The sequence below is a fragment of the Arthrobacter sp. B0427-1-12 genome (assembly GCF_059092905.1).
The window spans coordinates 50682-76522 of record NZ_JBNHIC010000016.1 but is presented as its reverse complement, the minus strand read 5'-3'; the positions used below and the strand labels follow the sequence as shown (position 1 = coordinate 76522).

The following is a 25841-nucleotide window of genomic DNA, read 5'->3' as shown; positions in this document are numbered from 1 at the left end:
CTGCAGCCTGGGCGCGGCGACGAATCTCATTTCCAACGTCGCGCGCAGGGCGCGTGATCAAGACATCCCTGTCGCCCTTACTTGGCCGCCCGGGACCAGCTTTGTACCGTTCCATGTGTTCATGATTGCTTACGAAATGATTTCTGAATCGGATATTCGAGGGTGTGTCGCCCTTCTGCCAGCGTGAGTCCGGCTGAGAGGACATCGTGAACGAATCCCGCAATCCCTGGTCCGGGTTCCCTGCGAGGCGAGCCTTAGGAATAAGGTTTAAGCGAGAGGCTGATGACAGCGTGTCGTGGCGGGCAGAAAGACTTTCCGACCAGGGTTGGATTGTCTGTGGGGCACTTCCTGGCATGTCGCCCTCCTCGTGGCAAGCATCGTTAATCGATGGTTGGTATATGTGTGCAGCGCTGTCCGGTCTTTCCGGGGGCAGTTTGCCGCCGGTAAGTAGTCTACTCACACATGCGTGAATCATGTGTGCAATTTTTAGTGTAGTGGAGATGTGATGCGAAAAAGTTGGGACGGTGCTGACTGTTCAGACCTCCCGCCTCGAACACCGCAGACGGCTGTCGCCCAGCTTCAACTGCCGATCCAAGTATCTTTTGACCGTGCTGGTGGTCCTTGTCCTGGCCTGAATAAAGGCCGGACTCGGGGTTTTCGGCGCGGCTGTCCTTGCCGTCGGCATCATCGTCATCCCCGGATTCACCTACAAGAAGTTTCCCCTGATCGCCGGGAAGCTGGGTTTGCCGGCGAATTGGCGGACAAAGGTGGTTACAATACTGACTGTTGTCGGGGCGTTTGCCTGTGCTTTGCTGAACGTCCCGGCCCCCGTTCCGGCAACAGTTGTAGGACTCGTTGCTGGCAATGCGGGATTGGCATTGGCGCGGCGCTGGATGAATGCCTCGGCGCACGTGTCCGTCATAACCTTCGCTGTTCTTTGGGGGACCGCGGTATTCGGTCCAGCATTTGTTTGGCTGTTGGTACTATCACCGATAATGCTGGTGAGTCGGACCGCCCTTAGGGAACACACCTGGGGCGAAGCCTTGGCCGGCGCCCTTATCGGAATAGTCACCTTCGGCTGTTTCGTCGGAGCTAACAATTGGAGCTGGATCACGTGAGCGATTTCGATCTGTCGCCGCAGCGGGCAGCGGGGCTCCGCCGGGCCGAAACGCTCGCACGGAAGATCAATCTCCTCCTGGACGTGATTATGTCCGACACCGGTAAGCCCTTTGACTATCCGGCCATCCGCGATGGAGCCCAGAAGGCCGGCTACTATCTGTCGCGGACCAGATGGTCATTGCTGAAATCCGGGAAAGAGCAAGTGGTTCCGGATGAAGCACTGCGGGCAATAGCCTCCGTATTCGACGTCGATCCTGAGTACCTCCTCCAGGAGGAGGGAAAGCTGCCAGAACGTGTTGAGGCGGAGCTGGAGCTGATCCGCAGCATGAGGCGTGCTGAGGTGCGAAACTTTGCCGCCCGGGCCCTCGGTCCGGTGGATCCTGAAGCGCTAAGGGCGATTACCAAAATTCTGGACGAGGACACCTAGCCGCCTCTCGGCAACCTCAGTTCAAGTCCGGCAGGTTTCGTAACACTGCTATCACCCGACCCACACTCACACATGCGTCACACATGAGTGATAGGCTCAGAGCCGATGGGCGGGCAGAGCCTGACTCATGGGCTCTTTGAAAACTCAAAGCCAAATTGGGCACTGCCCGACGGATCGTATCTTGGGGAACGATCCGCCGGGCAGTGCTGCACTGTTGGCCGAAATCGGGGAGGCACAGCCCGCCCGTTCCCGGGTCATTGTGGGGCTACTTGGATGTCCTGCGCTTGGTGTCCGACAACCTGCCATTGTCCGCTGTGCTTCTCGAGATAGATGGTGATCTGCCGTCGGCCGGTGTCATGGATGACGGCATCGTCGCGGGCGGTCCAGGTCCAGTCGACGTCGTAGGCGCGGATAGCCTTGTCTTCGGCGATGTTGCGGCTGATGTCTCCGAGAGCGGGCGCGATGGTGGGGGAGCTGTAGCCGCGGTGTTCGGCTGCGGTGAGCCACCCAGGGCCGGCGGCGTTACGTTCGGGTTCGACCTGGTTGGCTGCCCATTCTTCTGACATGAGCGGCGTGGCCCGGATAGCGGCGGCGGTTTCGGTCCGGTCGGTGACGGTGTCCCAGGAGTGGAGCATCAGTGCGGTGATTTCGGCGGTGGAGTCGGCATCGGTGCGGTCGGCATCTGCCGGGGAGACGAAGGTGCCCTCGCCAGGCAGGGGGCTGGCTGCGGCTGAGGGAGCAGCGTCGTTGGGCGGGTCCTGTGGGGCCTGGCTGCTGGAGCCGCATGCGGCCAGCGACAGTGCGCTCAGGGTGAGGGCAGCGGTCAGGCAGAGCTGGCGGTATGTCATTGCGGCCAGGCTCCTTTCTCTTTGAGGATGGGTTCGGGGTTGAGGTTGTAGCCCTGGTAGGGGAACACGACGTCGGGGGCGTCTGGTTTGTAGATCTCGAAGTGCAGGTGGACGGCCATTCCGAACCGGCCGCGGTTGCCTTCGGTGCCGATGATGTCGCCGCGTTTGAGTTCTTGGCCTTCTGCCACGTCCCAGGCGTGAAGGTGGCAGAAGGCGAAGCCGAAGTCGGGGTCGTCGCCGTTTTCCTTGGCAATGACGCACCCGTCGGTTTCGTTGAAGCCGGTGATGCGCAGGTTGGTTGGGGCGACTACGACTCCGCCGCGGCCGCCCGGCCCGCCGGGGGTGGCGATATCGACGCCTACGTGTTCGTTGGCCCAGCTGGGGACACCTGCCAGAGCGCGGCCGCCGTAGCCGGAGGTGAATGTGCCTCCGGGCAGCGGCGTGGTCCATTCGCCGTCGCCGAGGTCCCCGTTCCAGGCTTGGGTTCCGGTTGGGGCCTTGCAGTCGGCGGAGAAGGTGCCCTGGGCGCGGTCCAGGATTCTCTGGACGTACTGCTGGGTCTCCGGGTACGGCGGGAGTCCGTTGTGTTTCTGTACGGCTCCGGGGCCGGCGTTGTAGGCGGCCAGGGTTAGACGTACGAGTTCGTCGGCGTCGTCTCCTGCGATGGGCTGGACCTGGTCTTTCAGTGCGGCCATGTAGCGGCCGAGAGCGGCGATGGCGTCGGCGGGTTCAAAGGGGTCACCGCCGTTACCGTAGGTGGCCCAGGTGCCCGGCATGAACTGGGCGAGCCCCTGGGCTCCCACGGGGCTGCGGGCGTCCGGGTTCCATCCGGACTCCTGCTGAAGCTGCGCGGCCACCAGGCTGGCCGGCAGTCCGGCTTCCTGGGCTGCGGCATCAACCAGTACGCCCCAGCCGTTGGGCACGGCAACGGCGCCCTTCCCGTCATCGTTGCCGGCCGCAGTGACGGTGCAGCTGGAGGACTGCGCCGAGGTGTCCTCTTCCGCGGCGAGGACGGTGACGAACAGGATCAGGCCGACGATGAACGTCAGCACAAGCCCAAGAAGCAGCAGGGCTGCGATGCCGACGGTCCGGGGGCGGGGGACCGCCATTAGAAGCCCTGGGAGACCAAAGCTGCAGCGTGCAGCCAGGCCCGGCGGGTCGCCGGGCGCAGTTGGCGGTGGTGGATGCGTCCCTGTACCAGGTGGGGATCGAAGGGGACGATGGCCACGTCGCGGACGAACGGGCTGAACTCCTCGGCGATCCGGTGGGCCTTGGTGCTGTGTGAGGGGAGCAGCTCGGAGATAATCACCACAGCATTGCGGGCCAGCTCGGCGGCCCCGTCTCCTCTGGCGTGCAGGGCCTTGAGGGCGTTGACCCCGCCCTGGGCCTTGTCGGATTCGGTGGTGGTGGCGATGACGATCTGGTCGGTGTGGGTGATCATGTGCGCCCAGTTCTCGCCCCGGGTCGAGTTCCCGCTGTCCATGATGACGAGCCGGTAGTACTTCTCGGCCACCCGGTGCAACGCGTCGACCTCGGCCCCGGTGATCTCGTGGGTGTTGCCCGGGGTCTCATCGGAACGCAGAACATCGTAGGCGTCCTCGGCCTGGTGGTGGACGAAGGCGGCCAGGTCCGCTGCCTTCGCCCCGGCGGTGAGGAAGCGGTCCGCGTGGCGGATCAGGTCCAGGGCGGTGGCGTCGTGGCCGGCACCGTCAGTGCGCCAGCCCAACGACCCCATGGCCTCGTTGTTGTCCCAGGCCAGCACGCCGCTGCCGCCGTGCAGGGCGAACTGGGCGGCCAGCAGGGCGACCGTCGGCGTCTTGTTCGCCCCACCCTTCTGGTTGACCACAGCGATGGTGCGCGAGCCGATCCAGTGCCGTGAGACGGCAGCAACGTCTTCCCGCTCGGATACTTCCTTCGGCCCGGGTGCAAGGTGCAGGCCCAGCCGGTTGAGTTGGCCGCGCCAGCCCTGTATCGCGGGGGCCTCGGCGGGGGAGCTCTCGGCAGCGATGAAGCTGGGCGCCGAGTCGATGTCCCGGACCTTCTTGACGACGGGATCTGACACCACAGGAGCAGGCGGTGCCGGTTCCGTCATCGTGATGACCGGGTCGGCAGCGGCGGATTCCTCGGCAACTGACGGTGAGGCATCCAGGACCGCCGACGGCGCGGTGACGGCCTGAAGGAGCGGAACCTCGGGGCGGTTCCCGGATGCGGCGGCAAGCAGCTCCGGTGCAGGTGGCTCCGGAGCGGGGGCGGGAACGATCTGTTCGAGCGTGACAGGGCCGCTGCCCCGGCGGCGGCCGCCGGCGGCTTGGGCGGCGGCCGCATCTACAGAGATGTTCCCGTCCGGATCCACGATCAGATAGGTCTCCGGCTCGTGCTCCGAGGAGGGATCAACCGCAGTGACCTTCACCGGGCGGCGCAGGGTGCGCGCGGTCTCGGCCAGATGGGCGATGGCATCGCCCATCGAGTCGAGCGGCGTCATCACGCCGTCGATGGAGACCTGAACGGTGTCGTTCTCAGTGATCATCGCCGTGCAGCGTGGACGATCGAGTGCCTGGGCCATGGAGGGTCCTTCCGTATCAGTCCGTGTCCTCCGCCCCGGTGTCCCTGCCCGGGGGGACGTTGTAGTGAGCGCGCAGATGGGCCTTCACATCGTCCCGGAGGATGAGCCAGTGCGAGCCGAGCCGAATGGCCGGCACGCGTCCGTCCCGCAGCCACCGATAAGTCACTGTCGTGCTGGCCAGACCGAGTACCTCCGTGAGCTGTTGCACGGAGAGCCGCTCGGGCAGCCCCTCGAAGAGCCGATCGAGCGAGTCAGACATGAAGATCACTCCCGCGATCACAAGACCCAAAGTACACCAGAGTGGTAAATAGTTGAATATAGTTGCACAAAGTAGGTTCCGATCTCCTATGATTGAGCTGGTAGCAAAAGTAGAAATCAGTCTACGAAGTTGCATTCACGGGCATAAAGTCCTCAAGGAGCGCAAATGAGCAACCGATGGACGGGATTGGTCGCACCCGTGCAGCCCGGACCGGTATCGGTCGCGGAAAAACCCCCGTCAGAAGACAATCCGGTCCTACGGGGAGCCCAGGTTCCTCAGCAGGGCATCACGGCCCCTGCGGATGACAAGCGGCTTGGATGGTTCCCCACCTCGGCCTCGGGTCCGTTTTGGCTGGGAGTTCATGGCGGGGCCGGGGAAACCACCCTGACGGAATTGCTCGGTGGCTTCGAGTGTCACCATCGCTGGCCGTCCCCGGAACCGGGAACCCCGGCCCCGGTGGTGTTCCTGGTCGCCCGTGAAACGTTTCGCGGGCTCGAAGCGGCCAGACTCGCCGCCCGGGACTGGGCCGCCGGCGGACACGCGAAGGTGGTTCTCGCAGGACTCGTGGTCGTGGCTGCCGCTCCCGGCAGAACTCCACGGGAACTGCGGGGGCGGACCCGCGTATTAGCGGGGGGAGTTCCACGCACCTGGACGGTGCCGTGGGTCGAAGATTTGCGGCTCCAGGGCTCGGTTGACGACGACCGGCTGGCCAAGGAGGCAAAAGAAGTCCTCATCTCCATTGATGAGGCGGCCACAGAAATCACTGAAGGGAAGAACTGATGGACGCCGTTCTGATGGCTCTTGATTTCACATCTATTTCCGCAACGCTGCCGGACAGCGAGCCGCTGGCGCCCCCCGGTCTCGGTGATGCCTGGAACCGCATCGTCGGGGTGGGCAAGTGGATTGCCTTGGGCGTTTGCGTCCTGGGGCTGCTGCTCATCGGCGGAAAAATGGCCTTCGACGCACGCCGGGGCGAAACCACCGAGGAAATCTCCTCGCTGATCAAGGTCATGCTCGCGGTCACTCTTGTTTCCGGCGGCGTGACACTGATCGGATTCATCACCGGATCGGGCGGCGGCACCGCCTGAGACACACCGCCAGGGCCATTTACGCGCGAAGGAGATTCATATGAGTGACCAGAACGAAATGGACCACAAGAAGTGGTGGACCACGCCCCGGTTTGTGCTCTCCGCGATTGTGGTGGCGCTGCTGACGGCCGCGGGTCTGGCTTTGGCGATGTGGCCCCGCGATGAACCTGCGGCGTCGCAGCCCCCGGCGGCTGCGACGCCGCAGGCATCCTCAATTCCCGCCGGCTCGGGCTCAATGTGCGGACTGAAGGCCACCGGCGGAAAAACGCTTACCAAGGCCCCGGAGGTGACTTGGGAACCCATCGGCGCCACCGATGCGCCCTCATCAGAGGAGCACGGTCCCGGGCGCATCGACGAGGCAACCGGAGTGCGGTCCTGCTATTCCCACACGCCTGAGGGGGCGCTGCTGGCTGCTACCAACCTGCTGGTGTCCTCTGCCGATCCCGAACTGCTGCTGGAAACAACCCGTTCCCAGACGGTAGACAGTCCCGGCAAGGACGTTGCACTGACTCAGATTCAGCGGCAGCTCGACAGCGGCGGGGCCGCTATCCCCATGGAGGTTGCCGGGTTCCGGCTGCTTTCCTACTCCGATGCGGAGGCCACAGTCGAGGTCGTGATGTCCTTTGACGACGGCGAAGGACTCACCCACATGACCACGGGCGTGGACCTGGTGTGGCAGGACGGGGACTGGAAGTCGGTGCGGGCTGACGACGGCACCGGCGGTCCTGTCTCGGGCCGGGTCTCAGACCTCTCCCGCTACATCCCCTGGACCAGCAATGGCTGAGCAGTGCGACTGGCTCGACATTGCTTGTAAGGGCAGGCAGGGCATCGCGGAAGCAATGACCGGCGCAGCCGGTGATGCCATGGACCAGATCGCCGACGGCGTGACCAGCGCGGTCATCGACACCCTTGCCTCCCTGGCGACCATCTGGGTGACGATCGAAAGCGCCACCCTGGTCACCGACACCGGCACACCCATCGATGCACCCCAGGGCGGGCCCTTCAACGCACAGGTGGCCACCGCGCTCAGTTATGCTTCCTGGATCGGTCTTGCCCTGGCGGTGTTCTCGGTCATCATGCTCGGCATTACCCTGGCGACCAATGCGAGGCGCGGGGACGGAACGGGCCTGGTGACTACCAGCACCATGGTCTTCGGAGGCGCAACCCTCATCAGCGGGGCAACCTCACTGATTTCCTTCGTCATCCCTGCCCGGCAGGCCAACGTTTCAGGGACCGTCGGATTCATCCAGGATCAGACCCTGTACCTGACGCTGGCGCTGGCGGTGTTGAGCACGATTATCGCGGGGGTGAAAATCGGCTGGACCCAGCGCGGGGAACATGCCCGCGACCTGCTGAAGTCCCTGCTGACCCTGGCGCTGGTCTCAGCCGGAGGCGTCACTATCGTCAATGTCCTGATCGAACTGGCCGATGCCCTGGCCGTGCAGGTCATCGACTCCGCCGTTGGTCCGGATTTCCAGAGTGATCTGGTCAAGCTGCTCGGGATGGACAACGAGCTGGGTATCGACAATGCGGTAGTCACCGGTGGCCAGAACTGGCTGGGTGGCAACCTGATTCTCATCATCCTCGGCGGCATCGTGGCCCTGCTCGTCAATCTGATCCAGATCATGCTCATGGTCCTGCGTACCGGGATGCTTTTTCTCCTGGCCGGGCTGCTGCCCCTGAGCGCGGCATTCACGAACACCGAGATGGGCCGGAACTGGTTCATGAAGATTATTGGCTGGACGCTGGCCTTCATCTTCTACAAGCCGGCGGCGGCCGTGATTTACGCCGTCGCAATCAAGATGAGCACCAGCGGGGTCTGGGAGGACAGCGGCAACGGGATCATTACCTTTGGTGCGGGCCTGATGATGATTGCCGCAGCCGTACTGGCCCTGCCCATGCTCATCGGTTTCCTCTCCCCGATCATGGGTGCCATGTCCGGCAACGGCGGCGGCGGGGCCGCGCTGGCCGGAGCTGCGGCGGCGATCCCGGCTGGGGCTGCCATGCTGGGCCGCGGCGGTCGGGGGTTCGGCTCCGCAGGCCCGGGCGCACCGCCCGCTGGGGGCGGGGACAAGGCTTTCCTGGCGGGGAAGCCCCCGGCCGGTGCAGGCGCAACGGCTGCAGCAGGCAAGGCGGCCGGAACAGCAGGTACGGCGGCGGCCGCCGGGGCGGCCACCGCCGGCGTCGGAGCGGCTGTGACGCTGGGCGCCAAGGCTGCCACCGCGGCCAAGGAGACTCTGACCAGCAACGTCGCCTCCAGCGCTCAGATGGGCGAGGGAGCAGCGGGCGGCGGGGCAGGAACCGGCGGTTCCGGTGCCCCGGCGCAGGGATCTCAGGGCCCAGGCGGTTCGGGAGCGGCCGGGCAGAGCCCAGGTACCCCCGCCAAGGGCGGGCGGGCTCCGGGCCGCACTGAAGGTGCTGGAGCCAGCGGCCCGGCCCCCTCGGGTGCGTCCGCGACGGGACGCGCAGCACCGTCCACCGGCCGCAGCGCTGCCCCGCCCGCGAAGGCCACCCTCAAGGGTGCCCAGCCCACCCGTTCGACAGGTGATTCAGCCGATGGCCGGCCAGGCCGGAAATGAGGGAATCCATGGAACAGACCGGATTTGAAAACCGCGAAGACGCCCGTCCCCTGCAGTTCGGCAACTACCGTGTTCCGCAGTCCAAGGGACTGGCGGGACTGTCCACCGCAGCGACGACCCTGCTGATCATCGGTGCGGTGCTCTGCGTGTTCCTGGTGATGCTCAGCCAGTGGGTCGCGGCGGCCGTGGTGCTTCTGCTGATCGCCGTGGCCGTCGGGATGACCGTGGTCAAGGACAAGCACGGCATGACCCTCGTCGAGCGGATCGTGCGTCGTTTGGGCTGGTGGAATACCCGCTACACCGGGGCCAACATTTACCGTTCCGGCCCCACCGGGCTCGTGCCCGGCGGCACGAACCAGCTGCCCGGCATCTCGGCCCGCTCCCGGGTAACCGAGCACATGGACGCCTACGGGCGGCCCTTCGCGCTCATTGAAGTCCCGCAGAAGGGGCACTTCACTGTGGTGTTCAGCTCCGAACCTGACGGCGGCGGAATGGTCGACCAGGAGCAGATGAACCGCTGGGTCTCCCGCTGGGGCCACTGGCTGAGCATGCTCACCGATGAACCAGGCCTGACGGCAGCGTCGGTGACCGTCGAAACCGCCCCCGACACCGGTTACCGGCTTGCCCGCAAGGTCAATGCGCGCATGGTTGACGACGCTCCGGACTTCGCCCGCCAGGTGATGAACGAGGCCGTACAGATGCTCCCCTCCGGGGCCACCACCACCCGCGCCTATGTGGCAGTGACGTTCAAATCCATCCTGCGTGCCGGGGGCCGTCCCCGAAAAGCCGAAGAAATGGGGCAGGATCTGGCCGCGCGTCTACCGGCGATCACTTCATCCCTGTCGGGGACCGGGGCCGGGGTGGCCGTTCCGCTCACCGCCCAGCAACTGTTCGAGACGATCCGGGTCGCCTACGACCCGGCGGAGGCCGCGCTCTTCGACCAGGCCCATGCCGATGGCCGGGCCCCCAAACTGGAATGGCACGACTGCGGGCCGCAGGCCCACGAAGCGCGCTGGGACAGCTACCGCCACGACAACGCCGTATCGAAGTCCTGGATGATGTCGCTGCCGCCGCGCTCGACCATCCAGGCCACGATCCTGCAGGGCTTGCTGGAACCGGCCCCGGAAATCGCGCGCAAGCGCGTGACCATGCTCTACCGGCCCATCGACCCGGCCCGTGCGGCGAGCCTGGTGGAAAACGATGTCAACACGGCCCTGTTCAACGCCTCCACCCGCAACCGCGAAACCGCCCGCGACACCCGTGACCTGCGGGCGGCCCGTGCCACGGCTGCCGAAGAGGCATCCGGGGCGGGACTGCTGAACTTCGGGATGGTCGTCACCGCGACCGTCTGGAACGAGGACCAACTGGCCGACGCCGAAGCGGTCATCGAGAACCTTGCTGCCTCGGCCCGTATCCGTCTGCGCGAAGCGTTCGGGTCCCAGGACTCCACCTTCGCCGCAGGTCTGCCCCTGGGCGTGGTCATTCCCGACCACATGGCCCTGCCAACCAATGTGAGGGAGGCCCTCTGATGGCAACAGCCGGAAAGACCTCGACGTCCCGCTCCTCCGAAAACACCCTGCGCAGCCCCAAGCGTCCAGGCCCGAGAGGATGGAAGGGCCGCGGCCGCGGCGAGGCACTGGTGCTCGATGCGCCGCGCGAGTTCCGCGGCACCAGCGTCCAGGTCTGCGGCCTCTACCCCTGGGCCACCGGCGGCGGGGCCCCGATGGAAGGCGTGCCGCTGGGCCGCAACCTGCTCACCGGTGAACCCGTCTGCTGTGACCCGATCAGCTGGTTCCTCAACAGCCGGCTCATCTCCAACCCCTCGGCCTTCGTCATGGCCAATCCGGGCCTGGGTAAGTCCTCCCTGCTGCGGCGCATGGCCTTAGGACTGGCCGCCTTCGGAGTCTCACCCATGATCCTGGGCGACACCAAAGGCGAACATGTGGCCATGATCGAACAACTCGGCGGCTCGGTACTGCCGCTGGGGCGGGGAGTCGGGCACATCAACCCGCTGGACGACTGCGGCGCCGTGGCCGCCGCCCGGCTGCTGTCTGCGGCCCGCAGGGAGGAACTGCTGACCGAAACCCACACCCGCCGACGCACGGTGATCACCTCGCTGATCGCCATCCTGCGCAAGGCGCCGCTGACTGAACGGGAACACTCGGTTCTGGACCGGTGCCTCACCGTCCTGGCCGAACGCCACACGGGAACCCCCGTGATGAAGGATCTGCTGCAGGTGCTGACGGACAAGCCCGAGGCGGTGCGAACCGTAGCCCTGGACCGGGGCGATGACCGCCGCTACAACGAGATCACCGAAGGCCTCCAAAGCTCCCTGACCAACCTGTGCGGGGCGGGCATCTTCGGCGATATGTTCGCCAAACCCTCCACCAGCCGCATCGAGGCCGGCAAACCCATGGTGTTCGACCTCTCCCGCATCTCCCAGGTCGAGAACGACCTGCGGGCCGCAACCCTGATGGCGTGCTGGTCGGCGGGATTCGGCACCGTGATCACCTCGAACCTGCTGGCCGACGACGGGGTCATCGACCGCAAACGGTTCCTGGTCATTCTCGATGAGCTGTGGAACACCCTGGCCGCCGGTCCCGGGATCGTGGACCAGGTCAACGCCCTGACCCGTCTGAACCGGGAGTGGGGCGTCGGGCAGATCATGGCCTCCCACACCCCGTCTGATCTGGAAGCTGTCCAGAACGAAGCCGACCGGGCCAAGGCCCGCGGTATCCTCGCCCGCACCGGAATCAAGATCCTGGGCGGATTGGCCAAATCGGAAATGCCGCTGCTGACACCGTCGGTGCCGCTGAGCCTGCGTGAGCAGGAACAGCTGGCTCACTGGCAGGACCCGCCCGCCTGGAACCGGCGCGGCGACGAGACCCTGGAATACACCAACGACGACGTATTCGCTTCCCTCGACGAAGCGATGCAAATCAGCGACACCGAGCTGCAGGCCTGGCTCGAGACCGAAGAGAACCGGCAATGGTACGACGACGACCGTACCGAGGAACCCCCGCCGGGGCAGGGCAAGTTCTTCATCAAGGTCGGTTCCCGGGCCGGGATCCCGTTCCAGATGCAGTTCACGCCCACGGAGCGTCGGTCCCAGGTGCACGACACCGAGAAGAAGTGGCATCAGGCCAAGGCCCGTGCAGCCCGCGAAGGTGGTCAGCGATGAGCTCACTCGATGCCAAGCGCAAGGCCGGTGTCAACGGTGAGACCGGCCTGCTGGCCGCAGGCATGGCCCTGCTTTTCGGGGTGCCTTCGGCTCTCTGGGTCGTAGCCTCGCTCGGACACACCCTCATCCCGCGCCCGGAGGGGATCCCGGATGGGTTCTGGGCAGTGGCCTTCGGGCTACTCACCGGCGCCGTCGTCTGGCGGTGGGTGGAAATCCTGCTCGTGGTCCTGGTCGCCGTCCTGTTCCTGGGCCTGCTCACGTGGGCGGCGATCATTCGCCACCGCCGGAACAAGAACCGGGTCCGCCACGATCGGGCCGCCCGCTACATGGCCTCCATCAAGGATGTCGCTCCGTTCACTCTCAAGGAAGCCGAGAAGAAGGCCCAGCGCTTCGGCGTCGACGCGCCGGGCGTGATGCTCGGGAAGATGGTCCGCACCGGAACTCCGCTCTACGCCTCCTGGGAGGACACCCTGCTGCACATCTGGGGCACCCGTACCGGCAAGACCACCAGCCAGGCCGCCCCCTCGATCATCGAAGCACCGGGTCCGGTCATTGCCACCTCCAACAAACGCGACCTGCCCGATCTGACCCGCGACATCCGCGCCAAGGACGGCGATGTGTGGGTTTTCGACCCGCAGGGTGTGGCCGGCGAGAAACCCACCTGGTGGTGGAACCCGCTGACCTACGTCACCGACAGCGAACGGGCCGCCGAGATGGCCACCAACTTCGCCCTTGGCTCCCGCGCGGCCGGGACCAAGTCAGGAGACGCCTACTTCGACTCCGCCGGCAAGGACCTGCTGGCAGGCCTGCTGCTGGCCGCCGCCGTGGGCGAAGAGCCCATCGAACGGGTGCACTACTGGCTGACCCGTCCCACCGAGGACCGGGCTGTGCAGTACCTGCGCGAGGCCGGATGGGCCAAGGAAGCCGATGCGGTCGCCGGTGCCATTAACGCCCCGGATAAGCAGCGCGAAGGCATCTACGGCACTGCCCGTCAGATGGCCTCATGTCTGAAGAACGAGAAGATCGCACCCTGGGTCAACCCCGCCGGCCCCGACGACAACCGGCCGCAGTTCCACCCCGAAGAGTTCGTGCGGGGCAAAAACACCCTCTACGCCCTCTCCAAGGAGGGCGCAGGCACCGCAGGGCCCCTGGTCACTTCCCTGACCGTCGCCACCGTGACGGCCGCCGAAGAGTACGCCGTCACCCAGCGCGGCGGCCGGCTGGCCACACCGATGCTGTGCGTGCTCGATGAGGCCGCCAACGTCTGCCGCTGGGCGAACCTGCCCGACCTCTACAGCCACTACGGCTCCCGGGGCATCGTCGTCTCCACCTTCCTGCAGTCCTGGTCCCAGGGCGTGGATGTCTGGAATGACTCAGGGATGAAAAAGCTGTTCTCCACGGCCAACGTCTTCACCTACGGCGGCAACGTCAAAGAGGAAGGCTTCCTGAAGATGCTTTCCGAGCTCGTGGGCCAGTACCAGTACACCGCCGTCTCCGTCTCCCGCCAGAAGGACGGCCGCTCCACCAGCCGTCAGGACTCCCGCGAGGAAATCCTCTCGGTCGCGGACCTCGCCTCCCTGCCGCGGGGACGGGCCGTGATGCTCGGCTCCGGCGCCCGGGCCGCCCTGCTGCGCACGGTGCCGATCAGCGCCCGGCCCTACGCCGCCGAATCCGCCGCATCCGAGGATGCCCACGACCCGTCCAAACCGCAGCCGGAGCCTGCGGCGGCAGCTGAAACAGCCGCCGCCAACCGCTGGTCTTCCCTGGCCAAGGAAGGCTGAGATGGACGTACAAGCGGCATGGGAATCCGACGATCAGCAGACCACACAGGAGAGTGCCCCTCCCGAACAGGAGAACCCCGCTCCGGAGCTGCACTTCAAGAACCTGCCCGCGTTTATGGAACACCTTGCGGTGATTTACCGCCGCAAAACCGACATCGCCGGCACCGGCGGACTGCTGTGGTGCTCACAGTGGTGGCTGCACCCCGAAGCGTTCAGCCGTCTGGAGGCCCTGTGGCGCTCCTGGGAACACCTGCGCCTGGACGGACAAACCGGCATGTCCGTATGGTGGCGCGACCACGCCGACCCCCACATGACGCGCCTGATGTCCGCCGACGGACCATTTCAGGGATGCAACCTCCAGGACGGCCACAACCCCAAGGTGAAGGACCTGCCCCTGGAGACACCCCCCGCTGAACTGTTCGCCTGATCCGGACATGACGAAGGCCTCCGCCGTAGGCGGGGTCTTGGTAGTAGCCGGTCGTCTTGGAGTCGCCGTAAGTAACAGCCGAAAATCACAGGCGGATATGCCTGAATAGGTTCCTGACTCCAAGGTCCCACAGGGCATCGCAGGTGACTGCTGCGTGTGTTCGGTGGGAAGACCGGTTAACGGACGCATCCAAACCCTCAAACATGTCTCGGAACCAGAACTGAGCACACCCGACCAGGATTTCCTTGCAAGACATGGTGGCAAGATGATCCGTTCCTTGCACGGGAAGAGGACCAGCTCTGTCTTGTCAGAGTCCTGCATTGAATCGATTGGGAGACGCTTTTCGCCGGAGGGACCTGCTGGCGCATTCATCTGAAAGAACCGTCGGGCAGTCGAGCCAAGAGGCAGTAAGAGCGGGCCGCCTTAAGACCAGTTGCTATGCGGCCAATGGCTATAGCGGCGCAGTGTGTGATTCATATACTGAGGTTTCAGAAAGCTGCAGCGAGTTACTTGAGGCCCTCTACGCATGCGGAAGTGGAATCATGTTCGTTCCGAATAATTTTCAGGGCAGGGGACCGGGAGTAGGTCCAAGGCCGAACGTAAATCAGGCTAAGGTCGCGGTAGTCGGCATTGCCATTCTCACCGCAGGCTTCTGGGCAATGCTGATTGCCCTCTTGCTCGCCGGAGAAATCAAAGACTGGTTCCTGCCCGTTACACCCATACTTTCGACCATTGCACTGGTAATGGCGATCCATCACTTGCGGAAACTAAAGGCTGCTGCAGCAGCGGATTCGGACGCAGGTGGCCAGAACGGCCCGCATACCAAGCATTAGCATCGGACTCACAGGGCCTCACTGTTCGCGCTCTCTGGTTACGTGTTCATAAGCCAAGTAGCAGATGTAGAGACCGAACAGGGTCTGGAGGACGACTGCCAAAAACTGCAGGCTTGAGGGCAGCAGCACAGCTGCAGCAATGCCAAGGATTCCGAGCGCCGCCCCAACAAGAACTTTCCGTTTGGTAGACCATTCCCGCGTCACACGACCTCCTCAGTGATCCACACCTGGAAGGTATCGCTATGCCTCCACGGTGGCTGCTGTGATCCTTCTACGAAACACAAGCACAGACTCCCAGTTCAGGAGACGGCTTTGCGCTTAGCCTACGGCTACCCGGTGAATCCTAGCCAGAGGCTTTGAAAGCTGGCACAAGTTATTTTCCGCAGCGGGCGGCTCTCGAGCGGCGGACCCAGTGTGTCCACCGCATCCTGCCATGCAGGAATGGCTTCCACTGCTTTACTGGAGGCCAGCAGTGTTCCTCGGAGTTCAAGAGTATGCTGCTCGCGTTATTGCTGGCGCGAGCAACAGGAACGATAGAGCAAGCCATGACTGAACCAGCCCCTGCGGCGCCAGTATTCACAGTGCAGGACCTCGTCAAAGACCTGGGTCTGACCCCCTACACTTCCCCGGTGGCCGGTGTGGTGGGGAACCTCGTCAAAGACCAGAACCTGTTTCCGCACACTTCCGTGGTGGCCAGCGTGGTGGGAAACCTCGTCAAAGACCTGGGCCTGACCCCCTACACTTCCCCGGTGGCCGGTGTGGTGGGGAACCTCGTCAAAGACCAGAACCTGTTTCCGCACACTTCCGTGGTGGCCAGCGTGGTGGGAAACCTCGTCAAAGACCTGGGCCTGACCCCCTACACTTCCCCGGTGGCCGGTGTGGTGGGGAACCTCGTCAAAGACCAGAACCTGTTTCCGCACACTTCCGTGGTAGCCGGCGTGGTCGGAAACCTCGTCAAGAACCTAGACCTGAGTCCACAAAGCACTTCGACCGTTTCTCTGGCCGCGCTGTCCTATTCGCGTGCAGTAGCGATTCCGTCGCTAGGCAATATGTATCAACGGCTTATAGGCGCCCCCAACGTCTCCCGTCTCCTTCAGGATCTAATCAGCGCCGAAACCTGCAAACCCGATGCTTTCGGAGTCAACCGGGTTTCCCATGATGAGGATTTTGTAGCCCTTAGTCGCTCGCTTCGCGAGTATGGTCCGACGGATGATCTTGAGGCTGACTTAGATGCTGTACTTGAGGCAACAACTGCCGATGAAGAGGGCCATCTCCACCGAGTTGCAGGTTACTTACGTCTCTCCGTGTCGTTGGACCATCCCGGAGATCGTTTGGCTCTTAAAGTCATATGTGGATATACGGTCTTCCTCACACTCTTCGGCATGCTCTTGGTGAATCCTGTCCTCGCTGCGGCTTTAATTACCGCTGCGGGCAGCGCAATAAAGTCTGTCCAATGGGCCGATGAAGCACTGGAAAAGCTACGGCGACCAACGCCCCCAGAGCGCTAAGCGCTCCGCTGCCCGATGGCTCTTCTGAATTAGTCCTGCCTCCGGCGGATTTCAAGGCCTGTTATCGGATAGTTAGATCAGGCGATGGGTCGCGGCCTGGGACAAGTGCTGCGGCAGTTACGATCAGTGCATGCCTTCAGACAGTGGCCCTGGTTCGCTCCCGGCCGGGGAGCCTTCAGAGAGGGGCAAGGCGGGCAGGAAACCCAAGGCTGGATTTGCCCTTGGCCTGATCGCTGTCGGGATTGCGGCTATCGCCGGAATGATTCTCCTGATCGCAGCGGTACGCACGCTGTTTCCACCTGAAGGCGCAGACATGTATCAGATCGAGATCATGGGTCTCGGCCCGCTCTTTGCCATGTCGGCAGTTCTGATGCTGCTGCTAGCAGGGGGTCTGTTCTGGCTGCTGCTGCTGGCTTTCCGGGGAAAGAAGTCGGCCTACAACGCCCTAGTCGTTACTACGGCCATAGCGGCCGTGATCGCGCTCCTATGGAGCGTTCAAACGGTCAAGGACCTGGAAGTGTACGGGATCGAAACGGTAACTCTTCCTGCCATTTACGACTTCACCGTCCTTGCAGGAGCGCTCAGCCTCTGGAAGCTACGGGCGGTGTCAAGGCGTGCTGAGGGATCGCACAGGCCGCTCGTAAATCGTTGACCTTCAACTCGCCTCTGAAAATATTTGCAGGAGCATGTTTTTGCGGTAGGCCTGCGGGTTATAGTCTGCTCAATGAACGCGGTGTCGCGTCCGGAGTTTGAGTTGGGGGACTTGGAATGAATCGTCGCAGTACCGCACGCACTACCGCTGCCGCAGCCTGCGCGATACTGCTGTCCCTGGTTTTCGCCGCTCCGGCCGGAGCCGCTCCGGCTCCTTCCCCTGCGGCAACCACGGGGCCGCAGGCCCCGGGCTTCTGGGGGTGCGACCGGTCGGAGGACGACCCCACCCCAATCCGGGAACTGCGCGTTGATGAGGGCTACGCCAGCATGGTCACGCTGAACGCCGACGGAACCCGGCTGTACGTGTCCAGTACCGCACCAACACTCGAACACGGTCTATCCGTCTCGGTCTTTGACACCCGGTCCCTTCAGAAGCTGGCAACCATCCCCAGGCCCTACCGGTATGTCGGCTACACCGGGCAGGTAGCACTTCACCCCGCCGGTACCAAAGGTTACATCCCCCTTGACGGCGGAGAGGTGCAGGTCTTCGATACCGCAACCCACGAAGTCACCGCCACCATCCCGGTTGAAGGTTCTCCCGGCCATCTGGAATTCAACCGTGACGGATCCAGAGCCTACGTGCTGGACTTTCGCGGCAAAGTGTCCGTGGTTGATACCGCCACCGATACCGTCCTCGACACCATGGAGTTCTACCAGTCCGGAGAAGTCTCTCCCCTATCCGAGCTAAGCTCCCTGATCCTGGACCCCACCGATACTTACGCCTACCTCACCAGTTCGCGTAACGGCAGCGTCTACATTGTCGATCTGGCCGCCCGGGCGATCATCGACACCATCGAGCTCAAAGTTTCCATCGGCGATGGCACGGCCCTGAGCGAAGACGGACAAACACTGTACGTCAACACCCGCGGGGACCGGTCAATGGCCGTCATCGACCTTCCCTCCCGCACCGTGACAGCCCGGATCCCGGTGGGCATGAGCCCGCAAGAGGTGGTGCTCAGCAAATCGGGACAGCGCGCCTACGTAGCCGAGTCCTACCACGGGCGTGTGGCGGTGGTCGACCTGATCACCAACGCGGTCGTCTGCTCGCGGCAGCTGGAACCCTACTACTTCCACTCACCTTTCGACATTGTGCTCAGCCCGGACCGTGAAACCATGTACGTGGCCAACTGGACCCACGGCACCGTATCCATCATGGAGGTGCCCGAGGAACGGAACCCCGCCTTCCCCGACGCTCCCTCCACCGCCCTGTTCCACCGGGAAATCAGCTGGCTGGCCGCCGCAGGCATCACCACCGGGTACGACGAAGGCACCTTCCGCCCGCTCGAGCCGGTGCGCAGGGATGCCATGGCGGCCTTTCTCTATCGGTTCTACGGATCACCGCAGTTCGATCCGCCCGCAACCTCACCCTTCACCGACGTCGCGCCCACCGATAAGTTTTATCGGGAAATCACCTGGCTGGCGCACAGCAAGATCACCAGAGGCTGGGATGACGGCACCTTCCGCCCCGGTCAGCCGGTCAACCGGGACGCCATGGCCGCCTTCATGTTCCGCACCCTCTACAGCGCCAACGACACGGCTCCCCAGGTTTCACGCTTCAGGGACGTGCCTCCGGGTACTCAGTTCCATGGGGAAATCACCTGGCTGGCGGACAACGGCATCATCACCGGCTGGGATGACGGCACCTTCCGTCCCGGCCAGCCGGTCAACCGGGATGCCATGGCCGCTTTCCTTTTCAGGCTCAACAACCTGCACCTGCAGGGTCCGCTATAACCGGCTGACTGCAAGCATCGGGCCTGGGGTCGCGTAAGGCCGTACCGGCCAAGGCTTTAGCTTTTAGAAGTAAATCGCCTCAGCCAAGGGGCCATACATCCCGCGGATTCCATGACTCTGGCCTGCCCGCACAACGGCTCGGGGTGAGTAGGAGAGACGGCCCTGATGTAATCGGCGACGTTGTGTACCTGGCCTACCGCCGCCACACTCAGAAGAAAGCCGGGCCGTTGCCGTACTGACTCAGGAGGCGCCATGTTTGGAAACCCCTTCGGAATGGATCCTGTGCCGCCGGGGATCAACCCGAATGTGGACCACAGCCAGGGACTGCGGTCAGAAGGAAATACCGCTGGTGCCGGAAGGTTCTGGAGAAAGTACCTGTTTGGGTTCCTGGGTCCGATGGTACCCATCGCCCTGTTCCTCGTCTTGGAAAGAATGGTGGGAGCCGGCTGGGCGGCAGCCATCGCCGCAGCCCTGGTTGTCACAGCCATCATCCTGCTGGCCCGCAGCCACCGGAGGAAGACCCGGGCCAGGGCTGAGGAAGGGGACCAGGAAGCACCTGCGTCCGGGGACGGAGGAAATACCTGATCCCACGGTTCTTCCCGCGGCCAGCCCGTATCGGCCGGCAACTATCGCTTATGGTTCAGGAAAGTCTCTAGTCTTCAATGCCTGACCATCATAGGCTGAGGCCACATGCTGGGCTGGTCGGTTTGTCAGAAGGATAAGGATGGGGAGATGAAAACCGGGTACAAAGTCTTGTTGGCCTTCACTCTGTTCGTTGTTTCCCTGGTTGTCATCATCTTTCTTCTACCGGATGAGTACAGTTCCCTCACCTCTATCCCGTCCGGGATCTTCGTTTTCTACATGAGCTGGCTTGGCTACCAACATGCGACCAGGAACCGTAGGTCCGGTGTGGAGAAGAGCGGGGAACAAGCGAAAGAGCGGCCACGAACCTTCCAGTACAACTCAACTCAGATGAAAGGCCCTCTCATCTTTGTCACTGTGCTGACCGCTGGCCTTTGGGCCGTTGCAATCACCGCGTATCTGGACGGTCCCCGAGAGCAGATATTCCTCCCAGTCGGTGCAGTAGTCCTCACTGTGATTGTGGTGATGGGATTCATCAGGTTGCGGAAGACCAAGGCCCAGGAAGCGGCCATGGGCAGGAACAGCGACAAATCATCTGCCCCATAGCTCGGACGCCATGCCTAGCAACGGACGCGACAGAAGAAATCCGCTCACATCGGCACTAGGACATCAAGGCATCAGCCGTCTCGACGGAGAGCCGGCTTTGTGCGGGCGGGTTTTGAACACCGTGCAGAGGTGCTTGAACCACGCTAACGACGTCCCGCGCTTCCTGAGAGCCATGATCGGCGGTCTTGGCGCACTTCCCAGCGCTGACACCCCCTGTTGCCTCATTGCAATACCTCCGGGAAAGAATATTCGTTGCCTCATCTGAAAACCTCCGGATTAGCGTCTTCGTTGCCTCATTGAAAAGGCTCCGGGTGGGTCAGGTGTTCCAGGCCCGGTTGACGGCGGGTTTGATCGGTGCCGGTTTCTTCGCGCGGGCGAGTGTTTCCAGTTCCGCGGTCAGGGCCAGGATCTGCCGGGACAGGGCGGCGGGCTTGATGCGCTTGAACGCGGCGTTCATCCGGATGATCGGGCGTTTGCGCATCTTCGAGTGCCGCACGGCGCGCTGGTGCGGGGTGGCCGGGGCGTCGTGCTTCTTGATCACCTTCGCCCCGCGGCGGTGCTTCTCGATGAGTTTCTGCTGAGGGAGCAGGTAGTTGGTGAAGATCCGGTCCAGCTCCCAGATCTCGTTGAGCTTCTCCAGCTCCGCAGCGGTGTCGTAGCGCAGGTATCCGACCAGCTCGCGGACCCGGGCCCAGTTCTTCTGCTCCACGTGGGCACCGTCGTTCTTGTTGTAGGGCCGGGAGCGAGTGAAGGTGATCCGGTGCTCCGTGCAGTACCTGAGCAGGTGCTCATTGATGAACTCGGAGCCGTTGTCCGAATCGATCCCGATAACAGGGAACGGGAAGACGGCGATGACGTGCTCGAGGGCCTCGAAGACCCACTTGGCGGCCTTGTTGCGCACGGACCGGTTCACCGTCCACCCGGTGGCAATATCTGTCACCGTCAGGGTGAAGCAGAATTCCCCGGAGGCGTTTCCGTCCTCGTGGCCGACCAGATCGATCTCCACGAACCCCGGGACCGCGTCGTCCCATTCGGCCCAGGTGCGGATGGGGATCTGGGATTTGAGCAGCGAGCCCGGTTTGGTATGGGAGCGGCCCCGCGGCAGCATCTTCGCCCGCTCGGGCGCGAGCCTGCGGTCGATCGTGGCCGCGCTCATGCGTACCAGCAGTTCCGCCTGCGCGTCGGTGACATCCAGCTCCCCGTCGCGGCGCAGCAGCGGCACCAGGGTGGGCAGCATCGGGGCCAGCAGCCTGCCGGCCGGGGCCCGCAGCACCGCCCAGCAGGTGACCAGAGCCGGCAGCAGCTCCGGCCCGTACACCGGTGCCCTGCCCGGCCGCGGCCGCACCGCCTTCAGGACCAGCGCCCCGCGCAGCGCGGCGCGGGCGTGGTCGCGGTGCCAGCCGGTCAGCTCCACCAGCTCGTCCAGAATCCGGCCCTTCCCGGCCCGGTCGGCGGACCGGTAGGCCAGGGCCTTCTTCTTCGTCACGGCCTTGCGTTGGCTCATCGTCAGCTCCATGAGAACGGGCATAACCGCACCCGGTCCCCGGACCCGGACACCACGCCGTTGCCGGAGGTTTTCATCCGAGGCAACGAACCGGCGTTCGCGGAGGTATTGCTCTGAGGCAACGACTGCAGCTGCGCGGAGGTTTTCTATGAGTCAACGCGCACCCTGTGCAAGCGTGCGATTTGCCGGTATCGTCCCCGTTACACAGGAATAAGGGGCGTAGACATGAATCCGAGCCTGAAAGTGCGAGCTGCCATTCTTCTGCCCGCAATCGCCATCATGGTCGCGATGACTGCTCTCGCAGTCGCCCAACCAGACCTGATCGGGCCTCTCACGAGAGCTATGCCGTTCGTCGGCATGGTAGCCCTAGGACCGGCAATGGTCATAGCACGGTTAATGGGACACCGGAGTGCTCAGTCAGAGGCGCACCTCCACAGGAGGGCCGTCCGGCTGAGGAAAGTGCTGATCGCGATTCTCGTGGCCAATGCGGTCTTCATCGTGGGCATGGCGGTTCTGGCATTCACCCAGCCGCCGAATGTTGCGGCCCTGACTATCGCCATCACCGCGGTGGTATCCATCATCGTGGTCGTAACCGCACTTGTTCTCGATCGCCGGACGCATTCCGAGGAAGGCTCCCAGAGCCGAACAATTACACCGTAAATTCGGACGACTGGTGCGGCCTCAAAAGAAGTGGCTACCTGACGTCGCCTGGTGACTCTTGTGCCTCTCATCCCTCTTCAAAGCAGCGGAGAAAAATACTGGGCGTAACATCCCGTCCACTGGGGGACTAGCCGACTCCGTCTCCTCAAGCAGCCTCCTATCTTGCCTGTACTGAGCCGTGCGGGTGCACACATGAGCTGTGCGCTGCTGGAAAATCTCTGGCCAGGAACTGTCCGCAGCCGTAGGCTGAGCGCACAGATGCCGCCGGTGAAAGGGGCCAACCGTCCGCCAACGATTCGCACTCTTCTAATCGGCCGGCTGCCGGCGTCACCGCTATCAACCACCCGAAGCGTATATTCATCGTCTAACAGGAGCGGAACCGCATGAGACGCCAAGCTTCAAGAAAACCCGTTCCAAGGGCGCTGGCAAAGTTCTGTCTAATTGCCTCTCCTGTTCTATTCCTACTTTTCCTGGTCTCGGCTATCTGGGCGATTGCCGCCGGTGACTCCATCTGGAGCGTACTTCGCGGCTTTGCGTTCGCCCTGATATTCGTCGCTATTTTCTTCCAAATGCGTCTGGAATATAAGCGCGCTCAGGAGACATCGAACAAGCCGCTTTAGGCCTCACGGCCCAACCACTGGCCCCAGGCGTCTTGCCCCGCGGCCTGTTCCGGCCCGATGCCGCACAATCGTGGTTCTCCGTTGGTTGGCCATAGTCTTCTGAGGTGAATGTCTACAAGGAGCATCCCAGCGTCGTTGGCCGCTGGAACAACAACGAGCTTGTTCCCCTGGATGAGGCCCGCGCGGCCGACACCACCGTCTGGTTCCCCATGCCCGAAGAGGATGAAGACGGCGAACGGATCTGGGAGGGCCTCAAGGGCCGGCTTGAACCGGGCGGGGAGGTGACTCTGCTGGCCATCCCGGCCTATGCATACGATCTGAACTTCGGCGACACGGTGAGCGTGATCGCCTCGGCTGAAGGCCCCCTGGTGGCCACCGGTATCCTTCGCGACAGCGGCAACTACACTTTCCGGATCATCGTGCCCGCTACCCCTGAGCCCGGCGCCGAGTGGCATACCCTCGCGGAGAAATTCGCCCGAATGGGCTGTCTGGTCGAGGTCATGACCACCCGGTTCATCTCCCTCTCCTGCGAGGCAGCCCAAGCCCAGGAGATAGCTGACAGCCTCCGGAACCTTCAGGACGCCGGGGACCTGATGTACGAAACCGGACGCACCCGGCACCCGGACAATTCCTGAACCTCCCGCCCATCCTGGCTTGTATCCTGCATGCTTTGCAGGCCGTCTGTACTGAGGGGGTGACGTACCCCATCCCATAACACGCGGCTACTTCATTCGCTTGGACGTTCATACTCTTTCTTGCGCAATAGCTCCGCCACGATGCCACCCAGCCCGCAAAGGCCCATGAAGATAGCAGGGAAGAGCATTTCCTCGGAGGTCATGAATAATATAGCGGCACCCATAATCAGTATGACCGAGCAGGTTATTAGCGGCCATTTCGCTTGCAATCGTGCACGGCGCTGCGGATCGTAGTGAAAAGTGCGCTCAACAGTAATCAGCACACCAATATCCGCAATTAGCACCATTGCGCCGATGACTACTAGGAGCCAGCTACCGAAAATAATTCCGGCTCCTAGCGCACCCAAGGCAGTCAGTCCCCACGATATGGCCATAAATCTTCCGCGATCGAGAGGCATCCAGACCTCACCTCTCTTGGGCATGAATAACATTCAGAGCCTCCTAGATGAGCCGACAGTCTCATGAACGGCGCGGTTATTAAGGCGAGTTGGTCCCGTCGCGGGTGGGCCGGGCAGGTTTTCGCCCGGCCCGTTTGCTGCCGGTGTTCAGTCCTTTTGGCCTTGTGCCAGTGCGTCGTTGGCGAGTTTGACGAGTTCGGCCTGCGCCTGGGACGGGACACTGGCACCGATCTTGACCGCGTTGGCCGCCAGCGGTCCCTGGACGCCGGCAATGGTCATGATCGACTGGGTCTCCCCGGTGTCCAGGGTCTGGGTGACGAGGGTGCCGACGGATTCCTCGCCGATGGTGGTCACCTCCAGCGGCTGCACCTGGCCGGTGATTGTCCGGCCCTGGACCTGGATCTGGAAGTTGGCGCACTCGGTGGCGGCCTGCCTGGCCTGGGCGATCTCCTCGGCCATGGCCTGCGGATCAGGAACCGCAATGACAGTCACGGTGGTCACCGTGTTTTCCGCAGCCGCCTGGCTGGTACCCGCGGCGTAGGTGCTGCCTTCGGGTACCTGGGCGTTCTCGGTGGCGAACGCGGCGCAGGCCTCCGGGGTGACGGTGGCAGTGGACTGCATTTCCTTGGCCTGGGCCAGAAGCTGGTCCAGCTGGGCCGCCGGCACCACGGTCAAAGGCTGGCCCTGCGCATCGGTCAGGGAGGAAACCAGAGCGGTCAGGTCCTCATTGGTATAGGTCTTGGCCGCGGTGGGCGTCGGCGACGGCGCCTCGGAGGACGCCGGGGCCGCCGAGGCCGGTTCGGACGATTCCGATTCCGCCTCTCCTCCGCAGCCGGTCAGCACCAGCGCCCCTGTAAGAATCAAACCGCAGATCCCAGTGTTCCGTTTCATTGGTTCCGTCCTGTCGATCAGCCGCTGTATCAGGCACAGCGTGGTTTGTCGTGATACAGGTCACGCTACATTCGGTCCATGGGGCCCGCCAGAGCACCGGACGGGTTAAAGGTTGCAAAGGCAGCAAGGGAATCATCCCCGGACCCGGAAGGGATCAAGGTGCCTTGCGGACTGCGAGATGCGAAGCAGGAAAACAATAGTTAAGGTCTGCTCGTTTAACCACCCATGCCATAGAGGCAGAGCCTTCACGCCCATTCCACTGGGGTGTTTGATGGGGTTATGGACACGGCGAAACGGCTCGCGCGACTCGCGGTACAGGTCTTCACGCAGATCCTGGTGTTCCTGATCCTCACTTGGTTGAGAACGCTGATAGGTGGGGAGGACTGGGCGGACGCCCTGTCGTCGATGGCTTTTCTTTTGGTCATTCTCTGGATCGTCATGCTTCTGGGGTACTGGCGGGACCGCCGAAGGGCGGCCCGGGGCGTGTTCAAGTGCTACCTGCGGGTTACCTCCGGATCCGCGCCGACGCTCACCGGCAAGTGGCAGTACGGCTTCGCAGCCCCCGGTGAGGGCCAGCTTGAATTCCAGCCCTTCCGTGGAGGAATTGAGAGCGGCGATGTTGTTGCGCTGCCGGTCGAAGGGGTCGGCAGTGAGAGGGAACCGACTTGGAAGGAAGCCCTGTTCGGATTCTCCTTCCCACCGCGCTTCATCACCCTCGAAACCAACGGGGGCCGGATAGAGCTTGCCGCTGCCCGGCCTGACATCCAACGGGCACGAGTTACCATCACCCAACCGCAGCCTCGCTGAGGCCCGCACAGAAACTCTAAGCC

At 63.4% G+C, this 25841-nt stretch carries 27 protein-coding genes; 19 read left to right on the top strand and 8 right to left on the bottom strand.

Annotation, left to right across the window (positions count from 1 at the left end; all coding sequences use genetic code 11):
• The first annotated feature begins 1114 nt into the window (after positions 1 to 1114).
• Complete coding sequence (locus tag AC5RWU_RS11780; protein ID WP_494032843.1) at positions 1115 to 1546, top strand: hypothetical protein; 432 nt, start codon at positions 1115 to 1117, stop codon at positions 1544 to 1546.
• 254 nt (positions 1547 to 1800) lie between these two features.
• On the opposite strand, the gene AC5RWU_RS11775 is transcribed toward AC5RWU_RS11780, so the two are convergent.
• Genes AC5RWU_RS11775 through AC5RWU_RS11760 form a run of 4 tightly spaced genes read right to left on the bottom strand, consistent with a single transcriptional unit; the run spans position 1801 to position 5216 of the window.
• Positions 1801 to 2394: a hypothetical protein gene (locus AC5RWU_RS11775; RefSeq protein WP_494032844.1), complete on the bottom strand. Its 594-nt coding sequence runs from the start codon at positions 2392 to 2394 to the stop codon at positions 1801 to 1803.
• Complete coding sequence (locus AC5RWU_RS11770) at positions 2391 to 3503, bottom strand: transglycosylase SLT domain-containing protein (protein WP_494032845.1); 1113 nt, start codon at positions 3501 to 3503, stop codon at positions 2391 to 2393. The genes AC5RWU_RS11775 and AC5RWU_RS11770 overlap by 4 nt, the downstream gene beginning before the upstream one ends.
• Positions 3503 to 4957: a MinD/ParA family ATP-binding protein gene (locus AC5RWU_RS11765; protein ID WP_494032846.1), complete on the bottom strand. Its 1455-nt coding sequence runs from the start codon at positions 4955 to 4957 to the stop codon at positions 3503 to 3505. Before AC5RWU_RS11765 ends, AC5RWU_RS11770 begins: the two co-directional genes overlap by 1 nt.
• A gap of 16 nt (positions 4958 to 4973) precedes the next feature.
• A complete protein-coding gene (locus AC5RWU_RS11760; RefSeq protein ID WP_494032847.1) occupies positions 4974 to 5216 on the bottom strand; it encodes a helix-turn-helix domain-containing protein in 243 nt (80 codons plus the stop codon).
• A 165-nt stretch (positions 5217 to 5381) separates the two neighbouring features.
• On the opposite strand from AC5RWU_RS11760, the gene AC5RWU_RS11755 reads away from it, so the two are divergent.
• The 9 genes from AC5RWU_RS11755 (at position 5382) to AC5RWU_RS11715 (ending at position 15105) form a co-directional block, all read left to right on the top strand.
• Complete coding sequence (locus tag AC5RWU_RS11755; RefSeq protein WP_494032848.1) at positions 5382 to 5996, top strand: DUF6668 family protein; 615 nt, start codon at positions 5382 to 5384, stop codon at positions 5994 to 5996.
• A complete protein-coding gene (locus tag AC5RWU_RS11750; RefSeq protein ID WP_494032849.1) occupies positions 5996 to 6304 on the top strand; it encodes a hypothetical protein in 309 nt (102 codons plus the stop codon). Before AC5RWU_RS11755 ends, AC5RWU_RS11750 begins: the two co-directional genes overlap by 1 nt.
• Positions 6305 to 6344: 40 nt before the next feature.
• Positions 6345 to 7088 (top strand): DUF8175 domain-containg protein, encoded by a 744-nt coding sequence (locus tag AC5RWU_RS11745; RefSeq protein ID WP_494032850.1) that lies wholly within the window; start codon positions 6345 to 6347, stop codon positions 7086 to 7088.
• Positions 7081 to 8883, top strand: coding sequence for a hypothetical protein (locus AC5RWU_RS11740; protein ID WP_494032851.1), 1803 nt, complete (start codon positions 7081 to 7083; stop codon positions 8881 to 8883). The genes AC5RWU_RS11745 and AC5RWU_RS11740 overlap by 8 nt, the downstream gene beginning before the upstream one ends.
• Positions 8884 to 8891: 8 nt before the next feature.
• Complete coding sequence (locus AC5RWU_RS11735) at positions 8892 to 10412, top strand: SCO6880 family protein (RefSeq protein ID WP_494032852.1); 1521 nt, start codon at positions 8892 to 8894, stop codon at positions 10410 to 10412.
• A complete protein-coding gene (locus AC5RWU_RS11730) occupies positions 10412 to 12064 on the top strand; it encodes a putative type IV secretion/conjugal transfer ATPase (RefSeq protein ID WP_494032853.1) in 1653 nt (550 codons plus the stop codon). Before AC5RWU_RS11735 ends, AC5RWU_RS11730 begins: the two co-directional genes overlap by 1 nt.
• Positions 12061 to 13845: a type IV secretory system conjugative DNA transfer family protein gene (locus tag AC5RWU_RS11725; protein ID WP_494032854.1), complete on the top strand. Its 1785-nt coding sequence runs from the start codon at positions 12061 to 12063 to the stop codon at positions 13843 to 13845. Before AC5RWU_RS11730 ends, AC5RWU_RS11725 begins: the two co-directional genes overlap by 4 nt.
• Position 13846: 1 nt before the next feature.
• Positions 13847 to 14272, top strand: a complete 426-nt coding sequence (locus tag AC5RWU_RS11720; RefSeq protein ID WP_494032855.1) for a DUF4913 domain-containing protein — start codon at positions 13847 to 13849, stop codon at positions 14270 to 14272.
• 542 nt (positions 14273 to 14814) lie between these two features.
• Positions 14815 to 15105 carry a hypothetical protein gene (locus tag AC5RWU_RS11715; RefSeq protein WP_494032856.1) on the top strand — a complete coding sequence of 97 codons (291 nt, stop codon included), beginning with the start codon at positions 14815 to 14817 and terminating at the stop codon, positions 15103 to 15105.
• An 18-nt stretch (positions 15106 to 15123) separates the two neighbouring features.
• Here AC5RWU_RS11715 and AC5RWU_RS11710 read toward each other — a convergent pair whose 3' ends face one another.
• Positions 15124 to 15309 (bottom strand): hypothetical protein, encoded by a 186-nt coding sequence (locus AC5RWU_RS11710; RefSeq protein WP_494032857.1) that lies wholly within the window; start codon positions 15307 to 15309, stop codon positions 15124 to 15126.
• A 341-nt stretch (positions 15310 to 15650) separates the two neighbouring features.
• On the opposite strand from AC5RWU_RS11710, the gene AC5RWU_RS11705 reads away from it, so the two are divergent.
• The 5 genes from AC5RWU_RS11705 (at position 15651) to AC5RWU_RS11685 (ending at position 20243) form a co-directional block, all read left to right on the top strand.
• Positions 15651 to 16613: a hypothetical protein gene (locus tag AC5RWU_RS11705; RefSeq protein WP_494037003.1), complete on the top strand. Its 963-nt coding sequence runs from the start codon at positions 15651 to 15653 to the stop codon at positions 16611 to 16613.
• A 130-nt stretch (positions 16614 to 16743) separates the two neighbouring features.
• The gene (locus AC5RWU_RS11700; protein WP_494031820.1) at positions 16744 to 17265 is read left to right on the top strand and encodes a hypothetical protein; all 522 of its coding nucleotides are present in this window, start codon (positions 16744 to 16746) and stop codon (positions 17263 to 17265) included.
• Positions 17266 to 17381: 116 nt separating this feature from the next.
• Complete coding sequence (locus AC5RWU_RS11695; protein ID WP_494031821.1) at positions 17382 to 19055, top strand: S-layer homology domain-containing protein; 1674 nt, start codon at positions 17382 to 17384, stop codon at positions 19053 to 19055.
• 252 nt (positions 19056 to 19307) lie between these two features.
• Positions 19308 to 19640, top strand: a complete 333-nt coding sequence (locus tag AC5RWU_RS11690) for a hypothetical protein (RefSeq protein ID WP_494031822.1) — start codon at positions 19308 to 19310, stop codon at positions 19638 to 19640.
• A gap of 147 nt (positions 19641 to 19787) precedes the next feature.
• Positions 19788 to 20243, top strand: a complete 456-nt coding sequence (locus AC5RWU_RS11685) for a hypothetical protein (RefSeq protein WP_494031823.1) — start codon at positions 19788 to 19790, stop codon at positions 20241 to 20243.
• A gap of 316 nt (positions 20244 to 20559) precedes the next feature.
• Here AC5RWU_RS11685 and AC5RWU_RS11680 read toward each other — a convergent pair whose 3' ends face one another.
• Positions 20560 to 21747, bottom strand: a complete 1188-nt coding sequence (locus tag AC5RWU_RS11680) for an integrase catalytic domain-containing protein (RefSeq protein ID WP_494031824.1) — start codon at positions 21745 to 21747, stop codon at positions 20560 to 20562.
• 459 nt (positions 21748 to 22206) lie between these two features.
• On the opposite strand from AC5RWU_RS11680, the gene AC5RWU_RS11675 reads away from it, so the two are divergent.
• The 3 genes from AC5RWU_RS11675 (at position 22207) to AC5RWU_RS11665 (ending at position 23662) form a co-directional block, all read left to right on the top strand.
• The gene (locus AC5RWU_RS11675; RefSeq protein ID WP_494031825.1) at positions 22207 to 22407 is read left to right on the top strand and encodes a hypothetical protein; all 201 of its coding nucleotides are present in this window, start codon (positions 22207 to 22209) and stop codon (positions 22405 to 22407) included.
• Positions 22408 to 22790: 383 nt separating this feature from the next.
• Positions 22791 to 23027 carry a hypothetical protein gene (locus tag AC5RWU_RS11670; protein ID WP_494037002.1) on the top strand — a complete coding sequence of 79 codons (237 nt, stop codon included), beginning with the start codon at positions 22791 to 22793 and terminating at the stop codon, positions 23025 to 23027.
• Positions 23028 to 23131: 104 nt separating this feature from the next.
• On the top strand, positions 23132 to 23662 hold the full coding sequence (locus AC5RWU_RS11665) for a DUF4265 domain-containing protein (RefSeq protein ID WP_494031826.1): 531 nt from the start codon (positions 23132 to 23134) through the stop codon (positions 23660 to 23662).
• Between the two features lie 92 nt (positions 23663 to 23754).
• Here AC5RWU_RS11665 and AC5RWU_RS11660 read toward each other — a convergent pair whose 3' ends face one another.
• Together AC5RWU_RS11660 and AC5RWU_RS11655 are read right to left on the bottom strand one after the other, a co-directional pair.
• Positions 23755 to 24153: a hypothetical protein gene (locus AC5RWU_RS11660; protein WP_494037001.1), complete on the bottom strand. Its 399-nt coding sequence runs from the start codon at positions 24151 to 24153 to the stop codon at positions 23755 to 23757.
• Positions 24154 to 24267: 114 nt separating this feature from the next.
• Positions 24268 to 25011 (bottom strand): hypothetical protein, encoded by a 744-nt coding sequence (locus AC5RWU_RS11655; RefSeq protein WP_494031828.1) that lies wholly within the window; start codon positions 25009 to 25011, stop codon positions 24268 to 24270.
• Positions 25012 to 25290: 279 nt separating this feature from the next.
• On the opposite strand from AC5RWU_RS11655, the gene AC5RWU_RS11650 reads away from it, so the two are divergent.
• The gene (locus AC5RWU_RS11650) at positions 25291 to 25818 is read left to right on the top strand and encodes a hypothetical protein (protein ID WP_494031829.1); all 528 of its coding nucleotides are present in this window, start codon (positions 25291 to 25293) and stop codon (positions 25816 to 25818) included.
• Positions 25819 to 25841: the final 23 nt, after the last annotated feature.